27 protein-coding genes, 3 tRNA genes and 1 other RNA gene are annotated in these 26,443 nt (G+C 66.0%); 13 read left to right on the top strand and 18 right to left on the bottom strand.

Going from position 1 to position 26,443, the window contains the following annotated elements; all coding sequences use genetic code 11:
• Positions 1 to 12: 12 nt before the first annotated feature.
• Positions 13 to 666, top strand: coding sequence for a 4a-hydroxytetrahydrobiopterin dehydratase (locus Y704_RS0104310; protein WP_026549194.1), 654 nt, complete (start codon positions 13 to 15; stop codon positions 664 to 666).
• 44 nt (positions 667 to 710) lie between these two features.
• On the opposite strand, the gene Y704_RS0104305 is transcribed toward Y704_RS0104310, so the two are convergent.
• Positions 711 to 1,190 (bottom strand): MarR family winged helix-turn-helix transcriptional regulator, encoded by a 480-nt coding sequence (locus Y704_RS0104305; protein WP_026549193.1) that lies wholly within the window; start codon positions 1,188 to 1,190, stop codon positions 711 to 713.
• Positions 1,191 to 1,235: 45 nt separating this feature from the next.
• Between Y704_RS0104305 and Y704_RS18910 the strand changes: the two genes are divergently transcribed.
• Positions 1,236 to 2,141, top strand: a complete 906-nt coding sequence (locus Y704_RS18910) for an EamA family transporter (protein WP_035771607.1) — start codon at positions 1,236 to 1,238, stop codon at positions 2,139 to 2,141.
• Positions 2,142 to 2,195: 54 nt separating this feature from the next.
• Here the strand turns inward: Y704_RS18910 and ettA are convergent, their stop codons facing one another.
• The 6 genes from ettA to mptB form a co-directional block, all read right to left on the bottom strand.
• Positions 2,196 to 3,878 carry an energy-dependent translational throttle protein EttA gene (gene ettA, locus Y704_RS0104295; RefSeq protein ID WP_026549192.1) on the bottom strand — a complete coding sequence of 561 codons (1,683 nt, stop codon included), beginning with the start codon at positions 3,876 to 3,878 and terminating at the stop codon, positions 2,196 to 2,198.
• Positions 3,879 to 4,029: 151 nt separating this feature from the next.
• The gene (locus tag Y704_RS22615) at positions 4,030 to 4,596 is read right to left on the bottom strand and encodes a single-stranded DNA-binding protein (RefSeq protein ID WP_051476684.1); all 567 of its coding nucleotides are present in this window, start codon (positions 4,594 to 4,596) and stop codon (positions 4,030 to 4,032) included.
• 143 nt (positions 4,597 to 4,739) lie between these two features.
• Entirely contained in the window at positions 4,740 to 4,943 is a 204-nt protein-coding gene (locus Y704_RS23235; protein ID WP_026549191.1) for a hypothetical protein, read from the bottom strand.
• Positions 4,944 to 5,078: 135 nt separating this feature from the next.
• Positions 5,079 to 5,154, bottom strand: a tRNA-Arg gene (locus Y704_RS0104280).
• A gap of 47 nt (positions 5,155 to 5,201) precedes the next feature.
• Positions 5,202 to 5,621 (bottom strand): DUF3224 domain-containing protein, encoded by a 420-nt coding sequence (locus tag Y704_RS0104275; RefSeq protein ID WP_026549190.1) that lies wholly within the window; start codon positions 5,619 to 5,621, stop codon positions 5,202 to 5,204.
• Between the two features lie 81 nt (positions 5,622 to 5,702).
• A complete protein-coding gene (mptB, locus tag Y704_RS18895) occupies positions 5,703 to 7,220 on the bottom strand; it encodes a polyprenol phosphomannose-dependent alpha 1,6 mannosyltransferase MptB (protein WP_035771603.1) in 1,518 nt (505 codons plus the stop codon).
• Between the two features lie 152 nt (positions 7,221 to 7,372).
• Between mptB and orn the strand changes: the two genes are divergently transcribed.
• From orn to def, 5 genes are all read left to right on the top strand, one after another.
• A complete protein-coding gene (orn, locus tag Y704_RS0104265; RefSeq protein WP_081747394.1) occupies positions 7,373 to 7,975 on the top strand; it encodes an oligoribonuclease in 603 nt (200 codons plus the stop codon).
• A 101-nt stretch (positions 7,976 to 8,076) separates the two neighbouring features.
• The gene (locus Y704_RS0104260; RefSeq protein WP_051476683.1) at positions 8,077 to 8,820 is read left to right on the top strand and encodes a DUF427 domain-containing protein; all 744 of its coding nucleotides are present in this window, start codon (positions 8,077 to 8,079) and stop codon (positions 8,818 to 8,820) included.
• A 212-nt stretch (positions 8,821 to 9,032) separates the two neighbouring features.
• Positions 9,033 to 9,105: transfer RNA gene (locus tag Y704_RS0104255), tRNA-His, on the top strand.
• 144 nt (positions 9,106 to 9,249) lie between these two features.
• A complete protein-coding gene (locus tag Y704_RS0104250; RefSeq protein WP_026549187.1) occupies positions 9,250 to 10,404 on the top strand; it encodes an acyl-CoA dehydrogenase family protein in 1,155 nt (384 codons plus the stop codon).
• Between the two features lie 23 nt (positions 10,405 to 10,427).
• On the top strand, positions 10,428 to 11,000 hold the full coding sequence (gene def / locus Y704_RS0104245; protein WP_026549186.1) for a peptide deformylase: 573 nt from the start codon (positions 10,428 to 10,430) through the stop codon (positions 10,998 to 11,000).
• A gap of 7 nt (positions 11,001 to 11,007) precedes the next feature.
• Here def and Y704_RS0104240 read toward each other — a convergent pair whose 3' ends face one another.
• From Y704_RS0104240 to rnpB, 3 genes are all read right to left on the bottom strand, one after another.
• Positions 11,008 to 12,306 carry an MFS transporter gene (locus Y704_RS0104240; RefSeq protein WP_155850209.1) on the bottom strand — a complete coding sequence of 433 codons (1,299 nt, stop codon included), beginning with the start codon at positions 12,304 to 12,306 and terminating at the stop codon, positions 11,008 to 11,010.
• A gap of 131 nt (positions 12,307 to 12,437) precedes the next feature.
• The gene (locus Y704_RS23895) at positions 12,438 to 12,872 is read right to left on the bottom strand and encodes a hypothetical protein (protein ID WP_155850208.1); all 435 of its coding nucleotides are present in this window, start codon (positions 12,870 to 12,872) and stop codon (positions 12,438 to 12,440) included.
• 279 nt (positions 12,873 to 13,151) lie between these two features.
• An RNA gene (gene rnpB / locus Y704_RS22625) (RNase P RNA component class A) lies at positions 13,152 to 13,552 on the bottom strand.
• Positions 13,553 to 13,646: 94 nt separating this feature from the next.
• Here rnpB and Y704_RS0104235 point away from each other — a divergent pair.
• Positions 13,647 to 14,420 (top strand): YaaA family protein, encoded by a 774-nt coding sequence (locus Y704_RS0104235; protein ID WP_026549184.1) that lies wholly within the window; start codon positions 13,647 to 13,649, stop codon positions 14,418 to 14,420.
• On the opposite strand, the gene Y704_RS0104230 is transcribed toward Y704_RS0104235, so the two are convergent.
• From Y704_RS0104230 to Y704_RS18890, 3 genes are all read right to left on the bottom strand, one after another.
• Entirely contained in the window at positions 14,417 to 15,373 is a 957-nt protein-coding gene (locus tag Y704_RS0104230; protein ID WP_051476688.1) for a reverse transcriptase-like protein, read from the bottom strand. The two genes, Y704_RS0104235 and Y704_RS0104230, sit on opposite strands and share 4 nt — an antisense overlap.
• A gap of 23 nt (positions 15,374 to 15,396) precedes the next feature.
• Complete coding sequence (locus tag Y704_RS0104225) at positions 15,397 to 16,137, bottom strand: zinc ribbon domain-containing protein (protein WP_026549182.1); 741 nt, start codon at positions 16,135 to 16,137, stop codon at positions 15,397 to 15,399.
• Positions 16,138 to 16,218: 81 nt separating this feature from the next.
• Positions 16,219 to 17,112: a Nif3-like dinuclear metal center hexameric protein gene (locus tag Y704_RS18890; RefSeq protein ID WP_051476682.1), complete on the bottom strand. Its 894-nt coding sequence runs from the start codon at positions 17,110 to 17,112 to the stop codon at positions 16,219 to 16,221.
• A gap of 66 nt (positions 17,113 to 17,178) precedes the next feature.
• Here Y704_RS18890 and msrA point away from each other — a divergent pair, with 66 nt between their 5' ends.
• From msrA to epsC, 3 genes are all read left to right on the top strand, one after another.
• Complete coding sequence (gene msrA, locus Y704_RS0104215) at positions 17,179 to 17,703, top strand: peptide-methionine (S)-S-oxide reductase MsrA (RefSeq protein ID WP_026549181.1); 525 nt, start codon at positions 17,179 to 17,181, stop codon at positions 17,701 to 17,703.
• An 82-nt stretch (positions 17,704 to 17,785) separates the two neighbouring features.
• Complete coding sequence (gene cysK / locus Y704_RS0104210; protein ID WP_026549180.1) at positions 17,786 to 18,721, top strand: cysteine synthase A; 936 nt, start codon at positions 17,786 to 17,788, stop codon at positions 18,719 to 18,721.
• A 25-nt stretch (positions 18,722 to 18,746) separates the two neighbouring features.
• Positions 18,747 to 19,334, top strand: a complete 588-nt coding sequence (gene epsC / locus Y704_RS0104205; protein ID WP_026549179.1) for a serine O-acetyltransferase EpsC — start codon at positions 18,747 to 18,749, stop codon at positions 19,332 to 19,334.
• A gap of 24 nt (positions 19,335 to 19,358) precedes the next feature.
• On the opposite strand, the gene Y704_RS0104200 is transcribed toward epsC, so the two are convergent.
• The 3 genes from Y704_RS0104200 to gndA form a co-directional block, all read right to left on the bottom strand.
• Positions 19,359 to 20,981, bottom strand: coding sequence for a LuxR family transcriptional regulator (locus tag Y704_RS0104200; protein ID WP_026549178.1), 1,623 nt, complete (start codon positions 20,979 to 20,981; stop codon positions 19,359 to 19,361).
• A 52-nt stretch (positions 20,982 to 21,033) separates the two neighbouring features.
• On the bottom strand, positions 21,034 to 21,354 hold the full coding sequence (locus Y704_RS18885; protein WP_035771601.1) for a hypothetical protein: 321 nt from the start codon (positions 21,352 to 21,354) through the stop codon (positions 21,034 to 21,036).
• Positions 21,355 to 21,454: 100 nt separating this feature from the next.
• Positions 21,455 to 22,894 (bottom strand): NADP-dependent phosphogluconate dehydrogenase, encoded by a 1,440-nt coding sequence (gene gndA, locus Y704_RS0104190; RefSeq protein ID WP_026549177.1) that lies wholly within the window; start codon positions 22,892 to 22,894, stop codon positions 21,455 to 21,457.
• A 190-nt stretch (positions 22,895 to 23,084) separates the two neighbouring features.
• Between gndA and Y704_RS0104185 the strand changes: the two genes are divergently transcribed.
• Complete coding sequence (locus Y704_RS0104185) at positions 23,085 to 23,378, top strand: hypothetical protein (RefSeq protein ID WP_026549176.1); 294 nt, start codon at positions 23,085 to 23,087, stop codon at positions 23,376 to 23,378.
• Positions 23,379 to 23,432: 54 nt separating this feature from the next.
• Positions 23,433 to 24,650, top strand: coding sequence for a dual-specificity RNA methyltransferase RlmN (rlmN, locus tag Y704_RS0104180; protein ID WP_026549175.1), 1,218 nt, complete (start codon positions 23,433 to 23,435; stop codon positions 24,648 to 24,650).
• 74 nt (positions 24,651 to 24,724) lie between these two features.
• Here rlmN and Y704_RS0104175 read toward each other — a convergent pair whose 3' ends face one another.
• Together Y704_RS0104175 and Y704_RS0104170 are read right to left on the bottom strand one after the other, a co-directional pair.
• Entirely contained in the window at positions 24,725 to 26,248 is a 1,524-nt protein-coding gene (locus tag Y704_RS0104175; protein WP_026549174.1) for a glycosyltransferase family 39 protein, read from the bottom strand.
• An 84-nt stretch (positions 26,249 to 26,332) separates the two neighbouring features.
• Positions 26,333 to 26,405, bottom strand: a tRNA-Val gene (locus Y704_RS0104170).
• Positions 26,406 to 26,443 lie beyond the last annotated feature (38 nt).

The following is a 26,443-nucleotide window of genomic DNA, read 5'->3' as shown; positions in this document are numbered from 1 at the left end:
CAGAGTCTGGCTATGGAAAAGCTCAGCAACCAGCAGGTCACCGATGCGGGTCTCAGCGACTGGCGCATGCTGGCCCAGGCCCTTCACGCACGCTACTCGATCCGGAACTACACCAAGGCGGCGGAGTTCATCACCGCCGTGGCCCGGGCCGCGGAGAACGACGGCCACCACCCCGACCTGAGGCTGACCTACGGCGTCATCGACGTCTCACTGTGCACCCATGAGGGCGGTAGGTGGGTCACACGGCTGGACATCGACATGGCGCTGAAGATCAGCGAAACTGCCCGTGAGCACGGGCTTGAGCCACAGCCGACAGGCGTGGCCCAACTCGAGATCGCGCTCGACACCGCGCATGAGCACAGCGTTGCAGCTTTCTGGTCGGTCCTGCTGACCGGCAGCCCGAACAACAGAGTCCGCGACTCGATCCTCGATCCCACCGGACGGGTCCCGGTACTGTGGTTTCAAACCACCGAGGAACGCGAAACTCCGCGCCAGCGCTGGCACTTCGACCTCTGGCTCGCCCCCGAGGTTGCCGACGATCGAATTGCAGCAGCGGTGGCCGGCGGCGGGTCCATCGTCGACGACTCTGCCGCACCATCCTTCACCGTTCTTGCCGACCCCGACGGGAACCGGGTCTGCATCTGCACCTCACTGGAACGCGATTGACGTGTAATCGTCGCCCGGCTGGGGACGATCGCGGACCGGAATTCCTAGGGCACGTCGAGCTTGGCCAGGAGCGCGGCGAGGGTTTGCCGCTCCGCATCGTCGAGGGGATCCAGTAGCTCATTCTCAGTCCGGAGATGGTCGGGCAGGGCCGAATCCACGGTCGTCCTCCCAAGGTCGGTGAGTACGACGTTCTTCCCGCGCCCGTCCACGGAGCTCGGGGAACGGGCAATGAGTCCCTGGACCTCCAACCGGTTCAGTCTCTGGGCGATAGCGCTGGACGTCACCATTGCACCGTTGGTGAGGTCTTTCGGGCTCAACGTGTAGGGCGACCCGTGTCGCCGCAGGGTTGCCAACACATCGAAAGCCGCAGCATCCAGGTTGTGCCCGGCGAAGGTCCGCCCCAATCGTGCATCGAACCGGCGCGCCACACGGGAGACTCGACCCACCACCGCCATGGGAGAAACGTCCAGGTCTGGACGCTCCCTCTTCCACTGCTGCAGCACGCTTTCCACATGATCAGTCATTCGATCACCCTACCAATTGGCTAAGCACTAAGCTATTATAGCTAAGTGCTTAGTAATCGATGGGTCCTACTCCTTCTGACGGCGGTCGCCCCCGGTGTATGGGGGACGACGTATATCGCGACCGCCGAACTCCTTCCACCCGATCGGCCCCTCCTGGCCGCGGTGCTGCGTTCACTTCCCGCAGGGTTGGTCCTGCTCCTGATCGTCCGGCGGGTGCCTCGCGGTAGCTGGTGGTGGAGGTCTCTCCTGCTGGGAGCTCTGAACATCGGTGTGTTCTTCGCCCTGCTCTTCATCGCTGCGTATCGACTGCCCGGCGGCGTAGCGGCGACCGTCGGGGCCGTCCAGCCGATCCTGATCACGGTGCTCGCCTCACGCTGGATCGGTGAGCAACTCACGGTGAGGAAAGTTGCAGCAGGGCTCGCCGGCCTGGCCGGCGTCGCCCTCCTGGTCCTCCAGGCCCAGGCACGGCTGGACCTGCTGGGCGTCGGCGCAGCGCTTGGAGGTGCGTTGGCAATGGCCTGCGGTGTGGTCCTCACGAAGAAGTGGGGACGACCGGATACGCTCCTGGCGACCACGGCGTGGCAGCTCATTGGTGGCGGCCTCGTCCTCGCCCCCCTCGTCCTCCTCCTGGAAGGTCCCCTGCCGGACTCACTCACGCCATCCAACATCGCCGGCTACGCCTACCTCGGCATCATCGGCACTGCACTCGCGTACACGCTGTGGTTCCGCGGCGTCCATCTCCTACCGGCCTCCACCACAGCTCTCCTCGGGCTGCTCAGTCCCCTGGTCGCGACCCTGTGCGGGTGGGCCCTCCTTTCCGAGACCCTCTCCCCCGGGCAGGTCACCGGAGCGGCCATCATCCTCGTCACCCTCATCGCCCACGCGGCCCCGGTCCGTCAAAAGTTCGCGAAGGCCGACCAGGCCCGCGCCCCCGACTCCATCCCACGATGAGGGGAAAGAACCAGCGTCGCGCGGTCCTCCGTGGCTCGGCCGACCGGTTCGGGCTCAGTCGCGGGTCAGGCGGCGATGTGTCACCCGGTGCGGTTTGGCTGCGTCGGGGCCCAGACGCTCGATCTTGTTCTGTTCGTAGGCGTCGAAGTTGCCCTCGAACCAGTACCAGGCGTCGGGGTCGTCCTCAGTTCCCTCGTAGGACAGGATGTGGGTCGCCACCCGGTCGAGGAACCAACGGTCGTGCGAGACCACCACGGCGCATCCGGGGAACTCGAGCAGCGCATTCTCGAGGCTGGACAGCGTCTCGACGTCGAGGTCGTTGGTGGGCTCATCGAGCAGGAGGAGGTTGCCTCCCTGCTTGAGGGTCATGGCCAGGTTCAGCCGGTTTCGCTCACCGCCGGAGAGCACCCCGGCCTTCTTCTGCTGATCCGGGCCCTTGAAGCCGAAGGCCGAGACGTAGGCCCTGGAGGGCATTTCGACCTGTCCCACCTGGATGAAGTCGAGCCCGTCCGAAACAACCTCCCACAGGGATTTGTTCGGATCGATGCCGGCGCGGGACTGGTCGACATAGGCGATCTTGACCGAATCGCCGATCCGGAGCTCCCCGCCGTCCAAAGGTTCAAGCCCGACGATGGTCTTGAACAGCGTGGTCTTGCCGACACCGTTGGGGCCGATGACCCCGACGATCCCGTTGCGCGGCAGTGAGAAGGAAAGTCCGTCGATGAGCACGCGCTCGTCATAGCCCTTCTTCAGGTTGCGCGCCTCGATGACCTGGCTTCCGAGGCGCGGTCCCATCGGAATTTGGATCTCCTCGAAGTCCAGCTTCCGCGTGCGGTCAGCTTCCGACGCCATTTCCTCGTAACGGCTCAGGCGTGCCTTGGACTTGGTCTGACGGCCCTTGGCATTGGAGCGCACCCACTCGAGCTCCTCGGTGAGGCGACGTGAGAGCTTGGCGTCCTTCTTGCCCTGCACCTCGAGGCGGGCACGCTTCTTCTCCAGGTAGGTGGAGTAGTTGCCCTCGTAGGGGTAGAGGTGACCGCGGTCCACTTCGGCGATCCACTCGGCGACGTGATCGAGGAAGTACCGGTCGTGTGTCACCGCGAGAACGGCCCCGGCGTAGGCCGAAAGATGCTGCTCCAGCCACTGCACGCTTTCCGCGTCGAGGTGGTTGGTGGGCTCATCGAGGAGCAGCAGGTCCGGCTTCTGGAGCAGCAGTTTGCAGAGTGCGACGCGGCGGCGCTCTCCGCCTGAGAGCACTGTCACATCGGCGTCGGGTGGCGGGCAGCGAAGTGCGTCCATGGCCTGCTCGAGCTGGGAGTCGAGGTCCCACGCGTCTGCGGCGTCGATCGCTTCCTGGAGTTTTCCCATCTCGTCAAGGAGCGTGTCGTAGTCGGCGTCCGGATTCGCCATCTCCTCGGAGATCTCGTTGAAGCGCTGGATCTTCCCGTAGATCTCCCCCACGCCCTCTTGGACGTTGCCGAGCACTGTCTTTTCCTCGTTCAGGGGTGGCTCCTGGAGCAGGATGCCCACCGAGTAGCCGGGACTGAGCCGCGCCTCACCGTTCGAGGGCGTGTCCAGCCCCGCCATGATCTTGAGGATGGTGGACTTACCGGACCCGTTCGGACCCACGACGCCGATCTTCGCCCCCGGGATGAAGGACATACTGACGTTGTCGAGGATGACTTTGTCGCCGACAGCCTTGCGAGCCTTGGTCATTGTGTAGATAAATTCCGCCATGCCATCAAGGCTAGTGCGTACGCACCCTTAACTCACATTTCGGGCTCCCCTGCCGCCGGGCCCCAGGCCGCGTCACCGCCACCGCCACCGCTACCGTCACCGTCACCGTCATGCCGCAGTACAGTACGGGCGCCTGCGGGGTGATGACCGATCAGAAGGGAGCGCCGGCAGCATCAAGTTCCTTCGCGTTCGCCGCCGCCCCGTGTGCCCCGTCGTCGCCTTCCGGAGTTCCGTCCGGATCCGGGTCGACGGGGTAGTCGGTTTCCTCGGCGCCGAGCATCTCGCCCGTCGCGGGATTCACTCCGGCAGGCATGTCCTCAAGCGCTGCAGGCACCTGCCCCTGGACATCGGTGCGGTCCGTGGAGGTCCGCTTGAAATTGGCCGTGCCCCACATGAGGTCATGGCCGGCGGTGTCGGCGTCGATGTCGACGGAGGTGCCCGTCCTTCCTTCGGCGTTTATCCAGGGTCGTACCCTGAGACGACCGGCGATGACCACCCGGTCCCCTTTCCTGAGGCTCGCGGCGCCGTTGGTCGCGAGCTGGCGGAACATGGAGACCGAGTACCAGTTGGTGTTCCCGTCGATCCAGGCGTTCGATTCCTTGTCGAAGCGCCGATCGGTGGAACACATGCGGAACCCGGCGATCGGCAGCCCGCTCTGCGCAAGTGTCAGCCGCACCTCAGTGGCTACGTACCCCCGGACCGTGATGATGTCGTTCATGGAAATTCCCTCTCCCTCGGCTACCCGAATACGAGCGGCGGACCGCTGCTCTCCTTCAAGTCTCGGAGCCGGTGCCGCGGGAGGAATCGACGGGCACTGCTATGTGGACAAGCGGCCGCGAGGCGGCGGCCTGCGGAAGCCGGTCACGGGGCTCTGCGCGAATAGGTGAGGATGCCGACCAGCAGGGCAACGACCCCACCGATCACCAGGGCGGTGATGCCGACCGTCACCACGACGGCGTTCAATCCTTCCTCGCCCCGGAAGAGCACCTGCACCCGCGCGGCGGTGATGAACGCACCCGCAGCACAGATGAAGGAAATCCGTGCAGAACGGGAAGGCCATGTCATCGTCCCAGCGTAGCGTTCGAGCAGGAATGCCCACGGAACGGGCAGCCGGCCGCCCGTCGACGATCCGCCTACCCGGGGTTCCCGGCCGGCAGAAAGCGGCCCCGCCTGACGCTGTGTCAGCCGGAGCCGCTTCGGTGGTGCCCCCGGCAGGATTCGAACCTGCGACCAGAGGATTAGAAGGCCCCTGCTCTATCCCCTGAGCTACGGAGGCAGTTCGCCCAGTTTACTATGGCCCCGCCACCCCGGGACGAGCCGGGTCTACTCCGGTCCCTGGGTGAAGGTGACCCGCAGTTCAAGGCGGTGCTGTCCGTCCGGATCCTGCGAGTACAGGGCTTTTCCCGACACGCCGGCGAGGCCGCCGGTGCCGGAGCCCGGGATGATGTGGCCCGAGGTCGCGGCTTCAGTTCCTTCGGCCACGCCCCAGTGCTGCACCACCATGGAGCCGGTGCGCTCCCCCAGGGTGCCGGTGAACTGCTCGGATGCCACGTACCCCGCGCCGACGTCGTTCCCTGCCATCAGCAGTTCCGCAGTGCTTGTCCCGGTGATACCGCCCTCAAAAACCTTGACGGCCCGAACCCTCGACAATTCGCCCGTACTGCCCGGTTCGGAATAGGGCTCGGCGACCCATTCCGTGATGTCGAACTCGCCGGAAAATGTCTGTTCAGCTGCATCGGTCATCTACTCAGTATCGCCCGGCCCGACCGGAAGTGCATTTCCGTCCGGCCGCCCGGGAGGAGAAAAGGCGGGGCACGCCTCCCGCTAGTGCAGCTGCCCGGGTGCCCGTTTATGGAACCTGCGACGGAAGAGGACCTTCGTGCTGCGGTCAAGGAACACCAGGTAGAAGCCGAAGCCGAGGGCGCACACAGCCGCGATCTGGCGCGCTGCCATGAGGCTGAACTCGAAGTAGGGAAAAATGTCGAGCTGGTCCGAGATGGCGTAGACCATGAAGAAGGACACCGTGAAGTACAGCGCTTTCACCTGCCAGTCATTTCGAATGCCGGTTACTGCGAACAGCGGGATCAGCCAGACCACATACCAGGACTGGATCATGGGCGACAGCAGGACGATCGCCGCGAAGGCGACCGCAAGCCGACGAACGAGCCGGCTGTGGTCTCCCCGGAAGATCTCCAGTGCGATGATCACCAGGGAGCCGAGGCGGGCGAGGGTGTGGATGGCGTTGGCGAATCCCCAACCATCCAGCCCGACGGCGTTGCCCAGTGTCGCCACGATCAGCCCGAGGAAGCCCACCGGCGCATACCAGATCCATACGCTGCCGGGCGTGCTGAGTGCGCCCACCCAGCCGAAGCCGAACCCGTTGATCATGCCCATGACCCACAGGAGGCCGAGTGAGAGGCCTGCCGTGATACCCCAGAAGAGGAACTTCCGCGGCCATGAGGCGCCCTTGCCCGCCCACATCAGCCCGACGAACGGGAGGAAGATCAGGGTGATCGGTTTGATGCCCACCGACGCCGTGATGAGGATGATCCCCCAGAGCGGCCGGCGGGTGGCCGCGAGGTACAGCCCGGCCAGAGCGAGCCCGATCATCAGGGAATCGTTGTGGATCGCGGCAATGAAATTGATCAGGAACAGTGGATTGGCGGCCGTCAGCCACAGCGCCCGGTTTGCATTGATTCCATGGAGGTCCGCGAGTCTGGGAATGAAGTAGACGCACAGGGCGACGCCGAGGACGGCGACCACGCGGAACAGGGCGATGGAAAAATCGGGCTGTCCCCCAGTGATCCGCACCACCCCCTCCTCGATCCACAGGAAAACCGGACCGTAGGGCGTAGGGCTCTGCGCCCAGAGGTCGTCGGCACCGATCTGCAGATAGTTGGAGATCTGCGAGTAGCCGTCACGGTACGGGTTGAGTCCGGCGATCATGACCTGGCCCTGGGCGATGTAGGCGAAGACGTCGCGGCTGAAGAGAGGGAGCGCGAGGCACATCGGTGCCGCCCACGCGGCAACGGCTTTCAGCACGAAGGGGCGCGTCTCAGGACCCCAGCCACGGAGGCGCTGTCCGAGGCGAAGCCACGATCGCACCAGCAGCATGCCGCCGATCGCCAGGACGAGCACGGAGAAGACCGCTCCCTCGGGCTCGAACCGCAGCCAGATGATGACCGGATTCCGGCGCAGCTCGGTTGACGCCAGGGACAGCCAGCCGACGCCCAGGGAGCCGAGCCACATCAGCATGGACCCGGCAAACCCCTGGATGATCGCCACGTTGGGGCGCTGGAGGCGCGACGCCGAGGGCTCAGTCACAGGGACCTGGGCGGTCATCTCGGTGCGTCCAATCCTTGTACGGCGGGAGGGTGTTCCGGCGGCTGCCGTACCTGGGTCAACGAGTGCGCCGGACTTCGACGATATTAGCAGTTCGGTTCCTGCGGATACTGGGAAGTGGCGGGCCGGATCGTGCGCGGTACATTTGACGGGTGCCGATATCAAATGAACCGATTGTCTGGATCGACTGCGAAATGACCGGGCTCGACCTGGAGAAGGACGGCCTCATCGAAGTGGCAGTCCTCGTGACCGATTCGGAGCTGAACGTCCTGGGGAACGGGGTGGACGTCGTCATAGCGCCCGAACCGGCTGCCCTGCTGCAGATGGGCGACTTCGTGCGCCAGATGCACACCTCCTCGGGCCTGCTGGAGGAACTTCCCCACGGGATCGGGATGCAGGACGCCGAAGCCCGGGTCCTCGAGTACATCAAGGAGTGGGTTCCCGAGCCCCGGAAGGCGCAGCTCGCCGGCAATTCAGTGGGCACCGACAGGAACTTCCTGGCGCGGGACATGCCCGCCGTCGTCGATCACCTGCACTACCGCGTCATCGATGTGTCGACCATCAAGGAACTTGCCCGCCGCTGGTACACCCGCGCCTATTTCCACAGCCCCGCGAAAAGCGGCGGCCACCGGGCGCTCGGCGATATCAAGGACTCCATCCGGGAGCTCCGTTACTACCGGCAGGCCGTTTTCGTGCCCAGTCCGGGCCCTGATTCGCCGAGCAGCAAGGCGATCGCCCAGGCACTCGGCGACTAGCAAAAGATCGGGGAGCGGAGCCGCCTGCCCCCGCTGAAACGGGACCGGGAATACGGGACGAGCTCTGGGATGTCGCCTTCCGCAGCGCTAGTATTACGCTCATGCGGTTGCCCGAGCCCTCTGTGGAACCCACTCCCCGCCGGATACGCCTGCGGCTGGGGGACGCCGTCATCGCCGAGAGTTCCCGTGCTCAACTCCTGATCCAGTATGGTCCGAAAGGCCTGCCGACCTACTACATTCCACTCGACGACGTGCGGCCGGGAGTCCTCGTGGATGAGTCCGCCGGCAAGGAGGGCCAGCGGACCTGGTCCGTAATGGGCGGACGGTCCCGAGTGGAGGCTGCGGCATGGACCCACGCCAACCCCACGGGTGCCCTGGAGTCGCTTGCGGGCCTCGTGACCTTTTCCTGGCAGCAGCTGGAATGGTACGAGGAGGATGAACGCCTTATCGCCCACGCCCGTGATCCCCACAAGCGGGTGGACACCGTGCGCAGCTCCCGGCGGGTGCAGGTGCTGGTGGCAGGCGAGGCGGTTGCCGAGAGCATTCGGCCGCTCCTTCTCTTCGAGGAACCGCTTCCGCCCCGCTACTATCTGCCCTTCGCGGACGTACGCACCGAATTCCTCGAGGCCAGCGAGTTCGTATCGGTGTGTCCCTACAAGGGACGGGCGCGCTACTGGTCCGTGCGCGTCGGTGATGTGCTCGTCCGGGATGCGGTCTGGAGCTACCCCGATCCCATTCCGGAGAACCCGAAGATCCGGGATCTGGCGTGCTTCTTCAATGAGCGGGTCGACATCGTTGTGGACGGAGTGCTGATCGAGCGCCCGGACACCCCGTGGTCCGGGTGAGCCGCGCCCGCAGGTGGCCAACGACGTCCACCCCACGTCGCGGGAGGCGGGTTTCCCTGATTGATCGGACCCGCATGGAGCGGGACGAGGATGGTGGAAAAAGCACCGCGAAAAGTGTGTAAACTTGTTTCCGCTGCCTTTCGCAGCTTGCCCCAAGCCGATGCCCGCCGGATTCCCCGGCCGGAATGGGTGGGGCCGGAGCGGATTGCATGGTGGGTATAGCTCAGTTGGCAGAGCGCCTGGTTGTGGTCCAGGAGGTCGCGGGTTCAAGCCCCGTTACTCACCCGTCGAGTTCGGCTGTCATGGCAGCCGAAACGTAAAGCCGCCCCGGAGACTCTCCGGGGCGGCTTTACGTTTGACTGCCCGTCCGGAATGTCGGGTGCCGGTCCGTCCGGTACGCAAGGAACAGTGTTGGAGAGGACTGCCTGCATGAATCGCACGGTGTTCGAGGAGGATCATGAACTCTTCCGGGAGGTTGCGCAGGAGTTCAATGCCCGCGAGGTGGCGCCGCATTACGCCCAGTGGGATGCTGACCACCTGATGCCGCGGCGCCTCTGGCAGGCAGCGGGTGAACAGGGACTTCTCGGGATGGCGGTTCCGGAGGAGTTCGGCGGCGCCGGCATGGCGGACTACCGCTTCCGGGCAGTGCTCGATGAAGAGTTCGCCAGAAGCAACCACCTCGCCGTCGGACTCGCCTTCCATCTGCACGATGACCTCGTCCTCCCCCACCTCCTCGCCCACGGCTCGGAGGACCTCAAGCAGCGCTGGCTGCCCGGGATGGTGTCCGGGGAGAAGGTCACCTCCTGTGCCTGGACCGAGCCGGGTGCCGGCAGCGACCTGCGGGGGATCCGCACCAAGGCAGTGCGCGACGGCGACGACTGGCTCCTGAGCGGGCAGAAGGTCTTCATCGGGAACGGCATCAGCGGGGACGCGTCGCTGGTCCTGGCCAGGACCGACGGCAGCGCCGGCCGGGGGTCGAGCGATGCTTTCTCCCTGTTCATGGTGGAAAAGACCACTGGATACACCACGGGGCGCCAGCTCGACAAAATGGGCCTCAAGGCCTCCGACACGTCCGAACTGTTCTTCGACAACGTCCGGGTGCCGGGAAACAACCTCGTCGGCGAGGTTGGGCAGGGCCTGCGGTACAGCCTCGAACAGCTTCCGCAGGCACGCCTCGGGATCGCTGTGGCGTCCTCGGCGGTAGCCCGTGCAGTCTATGAGCAGACAGTCGCCTATACCAGGGACCGCAACGCGTTCGGGGAGCGCGTCATCGACTTCCAGAACACCCGCTTCGCACTGGCCGACATCCTGACCGAGGTGGAGGTGACCGAAACCTACGTCGACGCCGCGATGATCGCGTTCAACGACGGCAGGCTCGACGCCGCGTCGGCCGCCCGGGCGAAGCTGTGGGCGAGCGAGCGGGTCAAGTCGATCACCGACCGGTGCCTCCAGCTTCACGGGGGCTACGGCTACATCCTTGAATATCCCGTTGCGCAGGCCTTCCTCGCAGCCCGGCTGCTCACCATCTTCGGTGGTACCAGCGAGATCATGCGCGAGAGCGTCGGCCGCTCCATCGCCGGCTGATTACGGAGGACCAGGAAGGACCCATGGCTGTTCACCCCATCACGATCACCGGCGAGCCCGTCCTGCACCGGCGCGCGCTGCCCGTCGAGCACTTCGACGATAACCTCCGGGCCCTCATCGCCGACATGTTCGAAACCATGGACGTCGCCAACGGCGTGGGCCTGGCTGCGCCGCAGATCGGCGTGGGCCTGAGAATCTTCGTCTATGCGATGGCGAACGACGACGGCGCGCCGCCCCGCGGGGTCCTGGTGAATCCCACCCTGGTCACCTCCAAGGTGCCCGGTTCGGCTCCCGACCCCGCCGAGGAATCCGAGGGGTGCCTGTCCGTGCCCGGCGAGGCCTTTCCGCTCAGGCGGGCGGAATGGGCGAAGATCTCGGGATTTGACGGCGACGGCGGCCCGGTGGCTTTCGAGGCGACCGGTTGGTTTGCCCGGTGCCTCCAGCACGAGTACGACCATCTGGACGGCCTGTTGTACGTGGACCGGTTGAACGCGCGGTATGCACGCAAGGCACGGAAATCGGTCACTGCCCGGGGATGGGGCGTACCGGGCCGCACCTGGCTTCCCGGAGTCGATCCCGACCCGTTCGGCCACTGAACGGCAGTTACCGCGGTGCGGGCGGAACCTCGACCGATTCTCGGACCGGGTCGGGTCCCTGGTCGAGATCTTCCAGCCGCTGGACATTCCGCAGAGGTCCCAGCATGGCCACCACCGGCGCTGCAAGGGCGATTCCGATGCCGATGAGGATCGCGGTCCGTACGCCGAATAGCTCGGCAAGGATTCCCGCGGCCAGGGAGGCAATGGCGAGCATGCCCCAGCTCACCGTCCTCGACGCCGCACCGAGGCGGCCCATCATTCCGGGAGGGCACACACGCTGCCGGAAACTGATGCCGATCACGATGTTCCAGGCGACACTCGCGCCCATGATGAACATTCCGAGAAGACCCGGGAGCATGCCCCAGCCCGGCGTCATGAGGAGGAGTGAGGCGTAACCCAGGACACCGGGCACCATGGACCAGCGCCACAGCGGCCCGGAGCCAAACCTTCTTCCCAGCGCGGTGACCGTTATCCCGCCCACGGTTCCGCCGACCGAGGTTGCTGCAAGGAGCAGCCCGAGCCAGACCTGCGACTCGTTGAGGGTCCGCAGCACCAGCAGGACAATCAGTGAGGCGGCGATATTGCCACCGAGGTTCCACAGGGCGGCGTTGTACAGGATAGCCCGCAGCGGCGCGGTGCTGAAGGTGTAGCGCATACCATCCGCCATCTCACGGAGGATCCGATGCTCCGCCTTGTCGGGCACCACCTCCACTACGTCAAGACGGCGCACGGCCAGCAGCGAAACGACAGACGTTCCCACTTCGATGAGGAGCGAATTGGATGCCCCCGCCGAACTGGTGAGCCAGCCCGCCATGGAACGTCCGGCCGCGTCGGCGGCAGCGCCGGACCCGGTGATCAGGCCGTTGCCCTCCATCAACTCGTCCTTGGTGACTGCCTGCTGGACCATTGCCTGGTCGGCTAGGGTGAAGAACACCGAGGTCACTCCGGCGATGAAGGCAACGATGAACAGCATGGCGACGCTGAGGGCACCGGACCAGTAGGCGAAGGGAAGGCTTGCAAGGGCCGCGATGCGGACGACCAGCGACCACACCATCACCGGACGGCGCGGAAGCCTGTCCACCCAGACCCCGATGACCAGCCCGAACAGGAGCCACGGAAGGAACGTCATCCCTGCGAGCGCCGCCACCTCGAAGTCACCCGCCTGCAGTTCCACGGCCGCGATGATCGGGAGGGCAACAGAAGCGACGGCGTTTCCAAAGATCCCCGCGGTGCTCGAGATGAACAGCGCCCGGAAGTTCCGGTTCCGCACCAAAAGGTGAGTTGTGTCACTGGTGCTCGCGGTCATTGGATCAGGGTAGCGGAGCAGTTGCACCGCACCTCACCAAAAGGACCGTTTCCTACGAAGAATCTGCAGAGGGGTTGACCGTTCCCCTAGGCAACGGTATTCTGACCTCCAACGGGCACGGGCCCTGCCGCTCAGCCGGGGGCCACCTCATAGACGTGCAGGGGCTTGCCATCACTGAACGTCACTACGTAGGTCTGCCCCATGATGAGCACCTCACACCGTTGCGTGCCGTCGACCCGGCAATCCCCTGAGGGCTCGGCCGGCGCCGGGCCCCAGGGTGTCCAGTCGCCCGGGCCCACCGGCGGCACCGGCTCGGAGAAACCCCGTGACTCAGGAGGCAGGCAGCTATACGGGTCGGCGGGATCAGTCCACCAGTTACCCAGTTCAGTAACGGGACAGGAAGGGTAGGGCGGGCTCGGAAGCAACTCAGGAGGAAGATCGCCGCCCATTCCACTGCCCGCCTCTGCTACCGCGCTGCCCGCCTCTGCTACCGCACTGCCCGCCTCGCCAGCGATCGCACTGCCCGCGTCGTCAGCTGCAGTATCCGGAGCCGGTCGAACGGGCACGGGTTCCACAGCTGGCGCAGTGGCCGGAACCGCAGCGGGAGGAGAGGTCTCGGATGACGGTTCGCCCTGGGAAGACTGCCCGCCAGGAATCGTACTGCCGGTACCCGGCAGGAGAGCCACCAGAAGCATGCCGCTGATTGCCAAGACCGGACCGATGAGTGAGTTCTGCACGATTGCCACCCCAGATGACTAGTTTCCGTTGTCTCCGAAAACTACTGGGGGCGCTGCACGAGGGACACAGTAAGCGCTACCTGCTTTTGCGTTCGACTACTTGGAATGGGGATGGGCCGACCGATACGCCGGGTTCTGTCATCCCGCACTGTCGCCGGTGCGGGAGTGGCGGCCATCCATCTACGAACGCCGTTGCCGACGCCCTCCAGCGGCCTACCCGTGCACTCGGGCGGGCAGCCCTGATCACGCGCACTGTCTGGCCTTGCTCCGGGTGGGGTTTACCGAGCCGTGCCGGTCACCCGGCACGCTGGTGGTCTCTTACACCACCGTTTCACCCTTACCCTCCTGCCGGTATGCGGCGGAAGGCGGTCTATTTTCTGTGGCACTGGCCTGCGGGTTACCCCGAGTGGGCGTTACCCACCACCCTGCCCTGCGGAGCCCGGACGTTCCTCGGTGGTTTTCGTGCCGAATGCACGGCACTCCTCCAACGCGGCCGCCTGGTCGACCCATCCGAGTTCGATTGTACGGCGTCCGAAGGCCCGGGGAGGCCGGCACTGCGCCCTCGGTGCCGTTCGGCGGTGTGCCTTCGGTAAAGTAGGTGCGGTGCTGATCCTGCTTCCCCCCTCCGAAGGAAAAACGGCGGTATCCGAGGGACTCCCGATTTCCCTGTCCAACCTCCATTTCCCGGCGCTCAACGACGCCCGCACGGAGGTACTGGCTGCCCTTCGCCACACGAGCGGCCATCCTGATGCGCATCGAATCCTCGGGGTCGGCTCCTCGCTTGCGGAGGACGTGAAGCGGAACCGCCGGCTCGACGTCGAGCCGTCGGGTCCGGCGCATGATGTCTACTCGGGCGTGCTGTACGACGCCCTCGACTACCCTCATCTGACTCCCCGGCAGAAGGAGAAAGCGCGGGAGCACATCGTCATCGTCTCGGCGCTCTGGGGCGCACTACGGTTCGGCGATCCGATCCCCGCGTACCGGCTGTCCATGTCGGTGGATCTCCCGGGGACCGGGCGGCTCGCGTCGTTCTGGAAACGCGTTCTGGATGAGCCCCTCCGTGCGCACGCGGGGCCGTCGCTCGTCATCGACTGCAGGTCGAGCACCTATGCAGCTGCCTGGTCGCCGCCGCCGGGGAACACCGTCGCGGTAAACGTCTATCAGGAGCGCAACGGTGAGCGGACCGTCGTCTCCCACTTCGCGAAGCACACGCGAGGGGAACTCGTCCGGCATCTCATCACCCGACGCGGCAGGGCCCCGGAGTCGCCCGCGCAGTTGCTGAGGGCGGCTCAGGAGCGGTGGACCGCGGAGCTGGAGGCAGCCCGCAACGGCAGGGGCTTCCAGCTCAACGTCCTCCTCGCGCCACCGGCCGGTTAGGCCTCGTCGGCCACGAGCTCGACCTCGAAGCCGTCCTCGTTCTCAAGGTAGGCGGCATAGTGGCCGGGACCCCCCGCGAAGGGATGCCGATCCGCGAACAGGAGTGTCCACCCGTGGCTCGCTGCGCGCCGCGAAAGCACGTCGACCTCGCTGCGGGTACCGGCGGCGAAGGCGAGGTGGTTGACTCCGGGACGACGTCGGTGGTGGCCTTCGGGAGCCACATCGGGCCCGGATTCGAGCACCACGTAGAAGCCCTCGCCTCCGTAGCTGACGCCGTCCTTCCAGTTCTCCCGTGCGGGGAAACCGAGGCGCTCGAGCAGCCAGCCGATGCTCCGGACCCCCTCGTCGAGATCCGCGACCCAGATCTCGATATGGTGCAGGCGTCCGGAGAGCTTCGGCCTTCCGGCCGCGGCAACGGGCGGGTCGCCGTCGAGTTTCGGGAATTCGGCCACTTCCCCCACAGGGGACCTGACGGTGTTCCGCGGTACCCAGTCCACACCTGCCATGCCCGCATCCATCGCCTCGTTGGACAGGCGGTCGGCGTCCTTGTTGCGCTCGCGCGGAATCCACTCATAGGTGACGTTCCGCGGGTCCACCACCTTGCGTGCCTTGCCGGCCAGGACGCGCATGTCGGCGTGCTTGATCTGCCACCGGCCCGACATCTGCTCGACCACGAGTTTCGAGTCCATCTTCACGTGGATCCGGGCTCCGGGGTCGATTTCCAGCGCGAGTTCCAGCCCTGCCACGAGGCCGGAGTATTCGGCCACGTTGTTCGACGCCTTGCCGATGTACGCCGCTCTTTCGCTGAGAATGGCCCCACTCGCCGGATCACGGACCAGAGCTCCGTAGCCCGCATGGCCCGGGTTGCCACGGGAGCCCCCGTCGGCTTCGACAATCAGCCGCCCACCACGGGTGGGTTCCTGCCCTTCGGCCGGAGCATGGGGGTTGAACAGTTCGTAGTCAGCCACCACCGGGATCAGCTTCCCCACTCCGTGGAGCGCACCAGGATGCAGCCCGAATCAGGGCACATCACAATGTCATCCGGTGCGGCGCGCAGGATTTCCGCAAGGTCCCCAGGGCTGAGCTGCATCCCGGACCCCTCGGACGTACCGTGGAAAAGCCGTGCCGCACCGACTCCACGCCGGGCAAGCGTCTTTTCATAGATCGCGAGCAGTGGGGCGTCGATCGTGGCCGCCAGGGCGTCCCGCTCGGCCTGCACCGTGGACCGCAGCCCGGCGAGGGTGGCCAGTTCCGCGTCCCTCCCGTCCTCAAGGTCCTTCAATTCGCGTCGCACCGTATCCGTGCGCTCCTGGACGGTCTGCTGGGAGGCGCGCGCGGTATCGGCGCGTTCCATGATGTCGAGTTCCACGTCCTCCAGATCGGACCGGCGCCGCGTCAACGAGGCCACCTCGCTCTGGAGTGCCGTCAAATCCTTCGACGTTCCCTGGCCGCTGTTGAGGCGTTTCTCGTCCCGCTCGATCCGCGCCACCACCGCCTGCACGTCATCCTCCGCACGGGTCAGCTCCCGCTCGAGATCCGCCAGTTCCGTGCTCGCACGGATCAGCTCGCCGTCCACGGCGGCTACCCGTCCGCTGAGCGCCGCAAGTTCCGGATTGTTCTGCACCACTTCTGCCTGCCGCTGAAGCTGGTTCAGCCGTGAATCGAGTGCCTGCAGATCGAGCAGTCGCAATTGTTCCTCTGGTGCAGCCTTGGCCACGGGTTACCTCCGCGTTGTGGACGAATGACGATCCCTTCAGCCTATTGCACCGCCGGAAACTGATCCCCGCGGGGAATCCGTTCAGGAGCCGGGAGTGAGGACGAAGTCCCAGGGGTCGGTATTGATGCCGCTGACCCGGATGTCGGCGCCGAAGCCCTGGTCGGCGAGCACGTTTCCGAGCGCCGCGGACGCCGGTGTCAGCCACAACCATTCGCTCCCGAAGTGGGAGACATCAATGAGGTAGGGCCGTCCGCTGCCCGCCGCCTCACGTACCTCTGACGCCGGATGGTGGCGCAGGTCGGCCGTGACGTACACGTCCGCCCGGCTGGCCCTCACCTCGGGTAACAGTGAGTCCCCAGCGCCCCCGCACACGGCAACCCGCCGGATCAGGCCGTCCTTGTCGCCGGCCACCCGCACTCCACCCGCAACCGCCGGCAGCAGGGAGAACACCACTCCGGCGAAGTCCCCGAGCGTCGTGGCGTCCGCCAGGTTGCCTACGCGGCCGATGCCCTCCTCCGGCAGCCCGTTCCCTGCCCGGACGAGAGGCTGCACGTCCAGGAGTCCGAGTGCATCCGCGAGGACGTCGGACACCCCTCCGACGGCACTGTCGCCATTGGTGTGGACGGTGACCAGGGCGCAACCGCTCTCGATCAGCCGGTGCACGGCCTCGCCCTTGAACCCGGACGCTGCCACCGAGTGGACGGGCTTCAGGAACAGCGGGTGGTGCGAGATGATCAGCTGCGCTCCCCAGTCGAGCGCCTCGTCAAGAACAGCTGCGGTTGGATCGACGGCGAACAGGATCCGGTGCACTGGTGCGGTCGACCTGCCCGCCACCAACCCCACGGCATCCCATTTCTCCGCGAGGGATTCGGGCCACAGTTCCTCGATGGCGCCTAGAACGTCACCGACGGTCGGGACCTTCGGAACCAGGCTCCCGCCATGGCCGGCTCCGGCACCTTGCTGGTCAGTCTCCATGGCTCCAGTTCTACCACTCCGTTCCACCACGGGAATCTTCCGGTGCCCGCACGCATTGTATGGAGCATGAAGACTTTTGTACTCGGCGGTGGCTGCTTCTGGTGCCTCGACGCCCTCTACCAGCAGACCCGAGGCGTGACCGAGGTGGTTTCCGGCTACACCGGGGGCCATACCCGCTTCCCCGACTATGATTCGGTGTGTTCGGGAATGACCGGCCACGCGGAGGTCGTCGCGGTGAGCTTCGACGAAACGGTGATCCCCGAGGACGTCGTCCTCGACATGTTCTTCGTCTCGCACGACCCCACGACACTCAACCGGCAGGGCTACGACGTCGGCACCCAGTACCGGTCCGTGATGTATTACCAGGACACCGAACAGCAGACTCTCTTCGAAAATTCGATTCGGCGCAACCAGGACAACTGGTCCAGCCCGATCGTCACCGAGGTCAGCCGGCTGCCCACGTTCCACGTGGCCGAGGAGTACCACCAGGACTTCTATGGCAAGCATCCGGAGCAGGGCTATTGCCAGGTGATCATCAATCCCAAGCTGGCCAAGGCGCGGAAATATTACGCCGAGTGGCTTGCCGCGTAGTTCTCCCGCACCACTGCGGTTAGGATCAGTCCCGGCTCCGCCGGGGAGCCAGAATATTTCACCCTTAAGAAGACAGGCTTCCATGGCAAAGATCTACGACGATGTCACCCAGCTGGTAGGGCGCACGCCCCTCGTGCGATTGAACCGCCTGACCGAGGGCCTCGATGCGCGCGTCGCCGTCAAGCTCGAGTTCTACAACCCCACCAACAGCGTCAAGGACAGGATCGGTGTCGCCATCATCGACGCCGCCGAGAAAGCCGGTGCGCTCAAGCCCGGCGGGACGATTGTCGAGGGAACCTCAGGAAACACCGGCATCGCTCTGGCCATGGTCGGTGCGGCACGCGGTTACAACGTCATCCTCACCATGCCCGAAACCATGTCCACTGAGCGCCGCGTGATGCTGCGGGCCTACGGCGCCGAAATCGTCCTCACGCCGGGCTCTGAAGGCATGCGGGGGGCCGTCGACCGCGCCAAGGACATCGTCGCCGGCACCGAAAACGCCATCTGGGCACAACAGTTCGCCAATCTTGCCAACCCTGAGATCCATCGGACCACCACTGCCGAGGAAGTCTGGGAGGACACGGACGGCGAGGTCGACATCTTCGTCGCGGGTGTCGGCACCGGCGGAACCATCACCGGCGTCGGACAGATCCTCAAGAAGCGGAAGCCCGGCGTCCAGATCGTCGCCGTCGAACCGGCTGATTCCCCGATCCTCAACGGCGGCGCGCCTGGACCGCACAAGATCCAGGGACTCGGCGCCAACTTCGTTCCGGAGAACCTCGACCGTGACGCCTACGATGAGGTGCTCGATGCCACCGTCGAGGACTCGGTGCGGGTTGCCCGGGACCTCGGAACGCAGGAGGGCATCCTCGGCGGAATCTCGTCGGGAGCTATCGTCTGGGCCGCACTCGAGCTCGCTAAGCGGCCCGAAAACGCCGGTAAGCTCATTGTGGCCATCGTCTGCGACTTCGGGGAACGCTACATCTCCACCGTCCTGTTCGACGACATCCGCAGCTAGTTCCGTCCCCATCAGAAAGTAGTCGGTGAGTTTTCTAGCGAGACTGCGCGAGGATCTTGAGACCGCCCGCACCCATGACCCAGCAGCACGAGGATCCTTCGAGAACACCGTCGTGTACTCGGGGCTGCATGCCATCTGGGTCCACCGGCTCACCCACCGCATGTGGCGAAGGCCCGGCCTTCGCTTCCCCGCCCGCGTCCTGGCGCAGCTCGCCAGGACGCTGACCGGCGTCGAGATCCACCCTGCAGCGACGATCGGACGGCGATTCTTCATCGACCACGGAATGGGCGTCGTCATCGGAGGGACCTCCGAGATCGGGGACGACGTCATGCTCTACCAGGGCGTCACTCTGGGCGGACGGTCGCTCGAGAAGGTGAAACGGCATCCCACCATCGGCGACCGGGTCACCGTCGGCGCCGGCGCGAAGGTGCTCGGCCCGATCACCATCGGCGCTGGCAGCGCGGTCGGCGCCAATGCCGTCGTCGTGAAGGACACACCGCCGGATTCGATCGTCACGGGCATCCCCGCGACCTTCCGGCACCGCGACTCGCTACGGGAAACGCAACCCGCGGTGGATCCGGCTGAGTACGTTGATCCGGCCATCTACATCTGACGTGCTACCCGCGGCCGGACGGGGTCAGGACTGATCCCTCGCCCAGGCGGCAGCCGCCGTCCTCGAGGTGACGCCGATCTTGACAAAGATGTTGGCAAGGTGCCGCCCCACGGTCTTTTCGCTGATGAACAGGAGCCTGGCCACATCCCGGTTCGACGTACCCGAAGTGACAGCGGCCAGGACTTCCTTCTCACGCGGTGTCAGTCCGCCCGGCGCGGTTTCCGGCGGCGCCGGACTGGGCGGAAAGGGGTAGGACTGCGCGCCCAGCTCCTTGAAGGTCGCCCGTGCTGTGGCGGAGTTCCAGGCGGCGGTGTCGGCCCGGCCGAGCGCCTCGAGCGCCTGCGCCTGCAGCACGTGAAGGCGGGCCGTATCGTACCGCGGCCGGATACCGCTGTGGAACCGGGACGCGGCCTCGAACTCCTGAAGCGCCTCTGCGGCCTCGGCGCGGTGGAGGTGGAGCAGGCCTCGCGCCTGGGCCGACCATGCGCCGAACCCGGGGCTCGCGTAGTCCCGGGCGGTGCCCTCGAGTTCGCGGGACAGCTTCTCCGCCTCGACAGTGCGCCCCGTGCTGAGCGCCAGCTCGACGGCGGCTCCGAGGAGTCGTGCACGCCCCACGCGGTCCCTGCCACCCAGCGCCGCCGTCAACGCGAGCCACCCTTCCTCCGCGTGCCCTCCCGCGCTCGCCAGCAATGCTTCGCCCGGCTGAGGATCGATGCCGAGCCTCCTGGCACGACCGTAGGCGGCGCGCGCGCCCTCATCCTCACCGCGCAGGCGCCGCAGTTCGCCGAGCTGGTAGAAGCCCTCGCCTGCCGCCCACACGTTCTTGTCGGCAAGGTCGGCGCTTTCGAGCTCGATCAGCCGCTCGACGTCGGGCCAATCGCCCTCGATGCTCTTGAGCTCGAGCCGGTGCACCCGGCACACGCCGCTGTACACCACGGCGGTGCCGAAGCGGAGGCACCACCTTTCCGTCGCCTCGGTCCAGGCTCGCATCCTGTCGACGTCGGCGAGCTCATGGCAGACGTGGATCACGGTGCAGTAGATGTCGCCCGCCCATTCGAGCGGTATCCGGTCGGCCAGCACCGGAAGCATCGCCTCGTCGAGCTGGGCGAATCCTTCTGCCGTGTTGCCTCCCCGGAGATCGGCGAGCCCACCGAGCACCAGGCCCAGCGACGTGAGAGCGGGTTCGTCGAATCCCCGGCCCATTTCCCGCAGCTCCGCCGCGCAGGAGGGCGTCGGGAGTACCCCCGAGAATTCGAGTTCGATCATCGAGTCGAGGTAGAGGAGGTAGCCGTGTGCGGGGCACTGCGGAACGTCCCGCAGGATCCGCCGCACCCTGCTCAGCCAGCCCGAACCCACCATCAGATCCCCCCGCAGCACCCAGAGGAGCGCGAGTTGAAGCGCCTTCATGGCCGCCTTCGCGTTGGACCCGCCGGCGCAGAGCTGGCGGAAGACCTCCTCGGACAGTTCGAAATTCTCCTTCACCAGGCCCAGCCACCAGGCGGAGCTCGCAAGGGCTTCAAGGTCCTCGATGTCCAGCATCGAGACCGGGGCTGCGCCGCGCAGCGCTTCGTAGGCGGAACGCCACTCACCCCGGGCGTAGGCAGCCCGCCCGGAGCTGAGCATCAGTGCGCTGATTTCCGTGTCCATCGATGCATTAACGGTAGCCCGGATGGCGCCTCCGGGACCCACAGTGGTCCCCTTATCCGGCAGCGCCCGCAAGCTCGTCCAGGCGCGCCGGCGGCCGGGCAGGGCCGGGTTCGGCCGGCCGCCGGAAGCGCAGGTACCAGGTCAGCATGAGGGCCGTCGCCACGACATAGAAGCTGTGGAGCAGCCAGATCGGCCCGACCGGCAGACTGAACACGTACACGGAGTGGACGGCGTTGGCGAGGTTGCTCGTTGCGATGTTGCCCAGGCTGTAGGACTCCATGTCCCTGGTGCGCACCGCCGTTACGAGCATCGGCAGGGTGGCCAGTGCAAAAAGGATCGTCGAGATGCTTCCTGCTATCAGAGGTAGGTTCATGACAACGACGCTATCGACCCGGCCGCCCCGTCCACGTCCGGTAAATCATGCAACTTCCCCGGGGATTGCTGGGGAAAAAGGTGCACGGGGTCAGCGGGCGTCAGTGGGTGTCGATGGCATGGATTTCGGTTTTGTCTTCGCCCCAGAGGGTGTGGAAGGTGCCGTCGGTGTCGATGCGCTGGTAGGTGTGGGCTCCGAAGAGGTCGCGCAGGCCCTGGGTGAGGGCGGCGGGCAGGCGTGGCCGGCGCAGCCCGTCGTAGTAGGCCAGGGACGCGGAGAACACCGGTACCGGGATGCCGAGCCGGACGGCGGTCGCCACGACCCGGCGCCAGGCCGGGACGGCGCCGGCGATCGACTCGGCGAACGCGGGCGCGAGCAGCAGGTTCGCCGGACGGGTGTCGGCTTCGGCGTAGGCCTTCATGATGTCATCGAGCAGTTCGGCGCGAATGATGCACCCGGCACGCCACAGGGACGCGATCTCATCGAGTTTCAGCTCCCACCCGTATTCCTTCGCCGCGTTCGTGAGCATGTCGATGCCCTGGGCGTAGCTGACCAGCTTCGAGGCATACAGGGCCAGGCGCACGTCCTCCACGAAGGACTCCGGGACCTGAACGGTCTCCTCGTGGCCGGCCAGGATGCCCTGGGCCAGGACACGCTGCTCCTTCTGGGAGGACAGGCCGCGGGCGAACACGGACTCCGCGATGCCCGAGGTCGGGCTGCCCAGTTCCAGGGCCGAGACGACCGTCCAGCGGCCGGTGCCCTTCTGCCCGGCGGCATCCACCACGACGTCCACGAACGGTTTCCCGGTCCGCGCATCGGTGTGGGCCAGGACCTCGGCGGTGATCTCGATCAGGAACGAGGACAGGGTCCCGGTGTTCCAGTCAGCGAAGATTCCCGCCTGCTCGGCCGGTTCGATACCGGCCCCGGAGCGCAGCAGGTCATAGGCCTCCCCGATGACCTGCATGTCCGCGTACTCGATGCCGTTATGGACCATCTTCACGAAATGCCCGGCACCATCGGTCCCGATCCAGGTGCAGCACGCCACGCCGTCGTACTTCGCGGAGATCTTCTCCAGCATCGGGCCCAGCGAGTCATAGGACTCCCGGGATCCGCCCGGCATGATCGAAGGCCCCAGCAGGGCGCCCTCCTCACCACCGGAGACCCCCACCCCCACGAAGTGCAGGTCCTTCATCGCCAGGGCCGCCTCCCGGCGCCGGGTGTCCTCATAGTGGGAGTTCCCCGCATCGATGACGATGTCACCTGCCTCCAGCAGCGGCGTGAGCTGATCGATCACCGAATCCACCGGGGGACCGGCCTTGACCATGATCAGCACCCGGCGGGGCTTCTCCAGGGAATCCACCAACTCGCGCAACGTTTCGGTCCGGATGAAATCCCCCTCGTCCCCGTGCTTTCCCAGCAGGGCGTCGGTCTTCTCCACCGACCGGTTATGCAGGGCCACCGTGTACCCGTTCCGGGCAAGATTCCGCGCCAGGTTCGCTCCCATGACCGCAAGGCCCGTCACACCGATCTGTGCACTCAAGAAAATCTCCACTCCTCATTCACGGCAACCCACAGGGCGCCTTCGCTGGACCGGAACGCTCTGCGCGCCGTCCGGTTCCTCCGCTTCACACTATTACCGCGGGGCAGCAGGTGGCCATCCGGACGCCGATCACGGGGAAATATGTCGGCCCCGGTTCTCAATGTCGGGGGCACGGCATAGCCTGCGGTGCATGGGTACGGGTTGGCACGGCATTCCCCCAAGCGCGGACCGCTTCGTTGCGCCCGTCGGGCTTCCGAAGCCCGCCCCCGGCGAGGTGACCGAGCCGCTGAAGGCACTTCCCGTGTGGGCGGAGGTGACGTATGCCGACGGCGTAGGGGCGACGGTGAAGGGTTTCGCGATGGCCTGGACCTCTGCGGCGGTGCTGCTGCAGTGGGTGGAGTATTCACGAGCCAGGGAAACCTGGGTTCCGGCGACAGTGTGTCGCCGGAGGGTTCTGGAGAGCAGAAACACACGGGCTGCGTAGGCTCCAGGCGGTTATTCGTCGTCGGATGGCGCCGGACGTGAAAGAATGGTAGCGATGTCTGACGTTATTCTCTCCCCCATGCCCGGATCCAGCCGACCACAGGTGCGCCCTGAAGTTGAAGGAGCGAAGCCGGTTGTCACCAGCGACGGCCGACCCCTGCTCCAGTTCAAGTCGCCGCGGGTCAAGCAGCCGCCGGTGCACCTCGCCGACCTCACCCTGACCGAGCGGCAGGAGAAGCTGAAGGAGCTGGGGTACCCCGCGTTCCGCGCAAAGCAGCTGTCCACCCACTATTTCAGCCACTACACCACTGACCCCGACGCGATGAGCGACCTCCCGAAGGCCGGCCGCGACGAGCTGGTTGCCGCGATGTTCCCCCCGCTGCTCACCGAGATCAAGCGGTTGAAGACCGACAACGGCGACACCATCAAGTTCCTCTGGCGGCTTTTCGACGGTGCACTCGTTGAGTCGGTCCTCATGCGCTACCCTGGCCGCGTCACACTGTGTGTCTCCTCCCAGTGCGGCTGCGGCATGAACTGCCCCTTCTGCGCCACGGGCCAGGCCGGCCTGACCCGCAACATGTCCACTGCGGAGATCGTGGATCAGGTGGTCGCAGCGAACCGGGCACTTGCGGAGGGCGCACTCGGCAACCTGAGAACTGACGGCGGGCACGACGCCGACCGCGTCACCAACATCGTCTTCATGGGCATGGGCGAGCCGCTCGCCAACTACAAGCGCGTCATGGCGGCCTTGCGCCGGTTCGTCGACGATTCCCCGGAGGGACTCGGCATGTCCGCCCGCCACATCACGGTCTCGACCGTGGGGCTCGTCCCTGCCATCAACAAGCTGGCCGCCGAGGACGTCCCCGTCACCTTCGCGCTGTCGCTCCACGCGCCCGACGACGAACTCCGGGACGAGCTGATTCCCGTGAACACGCAGTGGAAAGTGGACGAGGCCCTGGACGCCGCCTACAACTACTACCGCACCACCGGCCGACGCGTCAGCATCGAGTACGCCCTCATCAAGGACATGAACGACCACGCGTGGCGCGCCGATCTCCTCGCGAAGAAGCTCAACAAGCGCGGGCGCGGCTGGGTGCACGTCAATCCGATTCCACTGAATCCGACGCCCGGGTCCATCTGGACGGCGTCGGAGAAGCACGTGGCAGCGGAGTTCATCGAGCATCTAAGGGCCGCCGGCATCCCCACGACCCTGCGCGATACCCGCGGCAAGGAGATCGACGGAGCCTGCGGACAGCTGGCCGCGGAGGAGTAGTCCGGCAGGGTCTGTCGATCTCCCGTCGTGGAGCTGGACCCGAAGCGCGCATGTGCCCGTGCCCGGACGCGGGCTCAGCAACGCAGGAGGTAGGCGGTGAAGGTGGTCACCGAGGATGCATCCTCGATCCTGCAGCCGCTGCCGGTCAGCTGCGTCACGTACGGATCATCGGCCGCAACCGCCAGGGGGTCTGCCGCGTCGGGGTAGCCGCCCGGGTACTGCGTGAGATTGAAGACGAACACCGACTTCCCCGTCACCTTCTCCAGGGGCAGATCTCCCGGTGCGAGATCGCTCCCCCAGAAGGTCCCCATGTCGACCGGACCGGTGAGCCGCGCAACGTCGTCGATGCCCTCGAACGCTTCCGGGTAGGACACGCTCACGCCCCGGGCCCTGATCGTCGAGTAGATGACTGCCGAGTCCGGTTCCTTCCGCTCAGCCACCCATTCAGCGAGGGCCGCATAGTTGTCGGGCTTCGCCCCTTCGGTTTTCTGGTGCACCAGGATCGGCGCTGCCAGGAACGCGAAAGCACACAGGGCGGCTATGCCCACCCTGGGTTTCAGGGCAGCAAAGGAGGCGCCCAGCCAGATACAGAGCGCCGGTGCCGTGAAGGTCAGATACCGCTCGAGGTACAGGGGCTTACCGAGCAGGGTCAGGCCCACGAGGATCAGCGCAGGAGCCACTACCCAGATTCCAAGCACAGCAGTGTTGTCCACCATTCCGCTTCGGTGCCCGCGGACGATGCCGGCGGCGATCGTGCCCCACGCCATGGCCGCCAAGGCCAAGGCGCACAACCCCAGGATGCCGGCTTCGGCATCGTACGGGCGCTGGCCGAAGAAGAACTGGCCCACTGCGACGTCATAGGCGAGACCCGCGGCACTGTTCTCGATCCAGCCGACCTGTCCCGCCTGGGCCTGGGTGACGATGACGATCGGCGCTGACGCCAGCGCAGCCGCAGCGGACGCGCCTGCGTACGCACGGAAGCGCCCCCGCTGCAGGGCGAGCACCGCGCACGGAAGGGCAACCATCGCGGCGAAAACGAAGATCCAGGTGGAAAGCGCCAGCAGGATTGCGTAGGCGGACCAGAGGCGCCAACCGGATGCCCGGGAGGCGGCTTCGACGGCGAGGACTGTGCCGACGGCGAGAAGCGCCGTGAGTGAGAATGACCGGACTTCCATACCGGTCCATGCGAGCCCCGGGAGGAGGATCGCAATGGCACCGGCATACAAGCCGACCCGGCGGCCGCCCAACCGGGTTCCCAGGACCACGATGCCGGAGACGGTGAGCGCCAGCGCCGCGGCGGAAGTGAGGCGGGTCAGCGACGGTGAGGTGCCGACCACCGACATGTATGAACCCTGCAGGAGGTAGTACGCCGTATGGACGGCATCAATATGTGCTACCAGGCGGGGCAGGTCCTGGATCGGCCGGGCAGTCGCGGCGATAGTGGCCGCCTCGTCACCCCAGTACGACGGTCTTCCGATCCAGATCAGGGTCATCACGAACTGCACGAGTCCGAGGATCGCTGCAGGGAAGATGCCACGCCGGATTCCCGCCGACAGGAGACCGGTGTCCTTGATGCTGACGGCGGTTGCACCGGTCATGAATTCCACCTCTGAGCAGGGTCGGATCAGCAAAAACCCCATCAGTCCAGGCTGAAAAACCTGGAATGACGGGGTTCTCTGGTGTGGGTCCTACCGGGATCGAACCGATGACATCCACGGTGTAAACGTGGCGCTCTACCAGCTGAGCTAAAGACCCGAAGTGACGGCTGGTCCTGCCGGGCCACAGGCCGGCGG

Source organism: Arthrobacter sp. Br18, from assembly GCF_000520555.1.
GTDB lineage: Bacteria > Actinomycetota > Actinomycetes > Actinomycetales > Micrococcaceae > Arthrobacter_D.
Note: the sequence above shows the minus strand (reverse complement) of the source record. Positions and strands in the feature narration are given on the sequence as shown.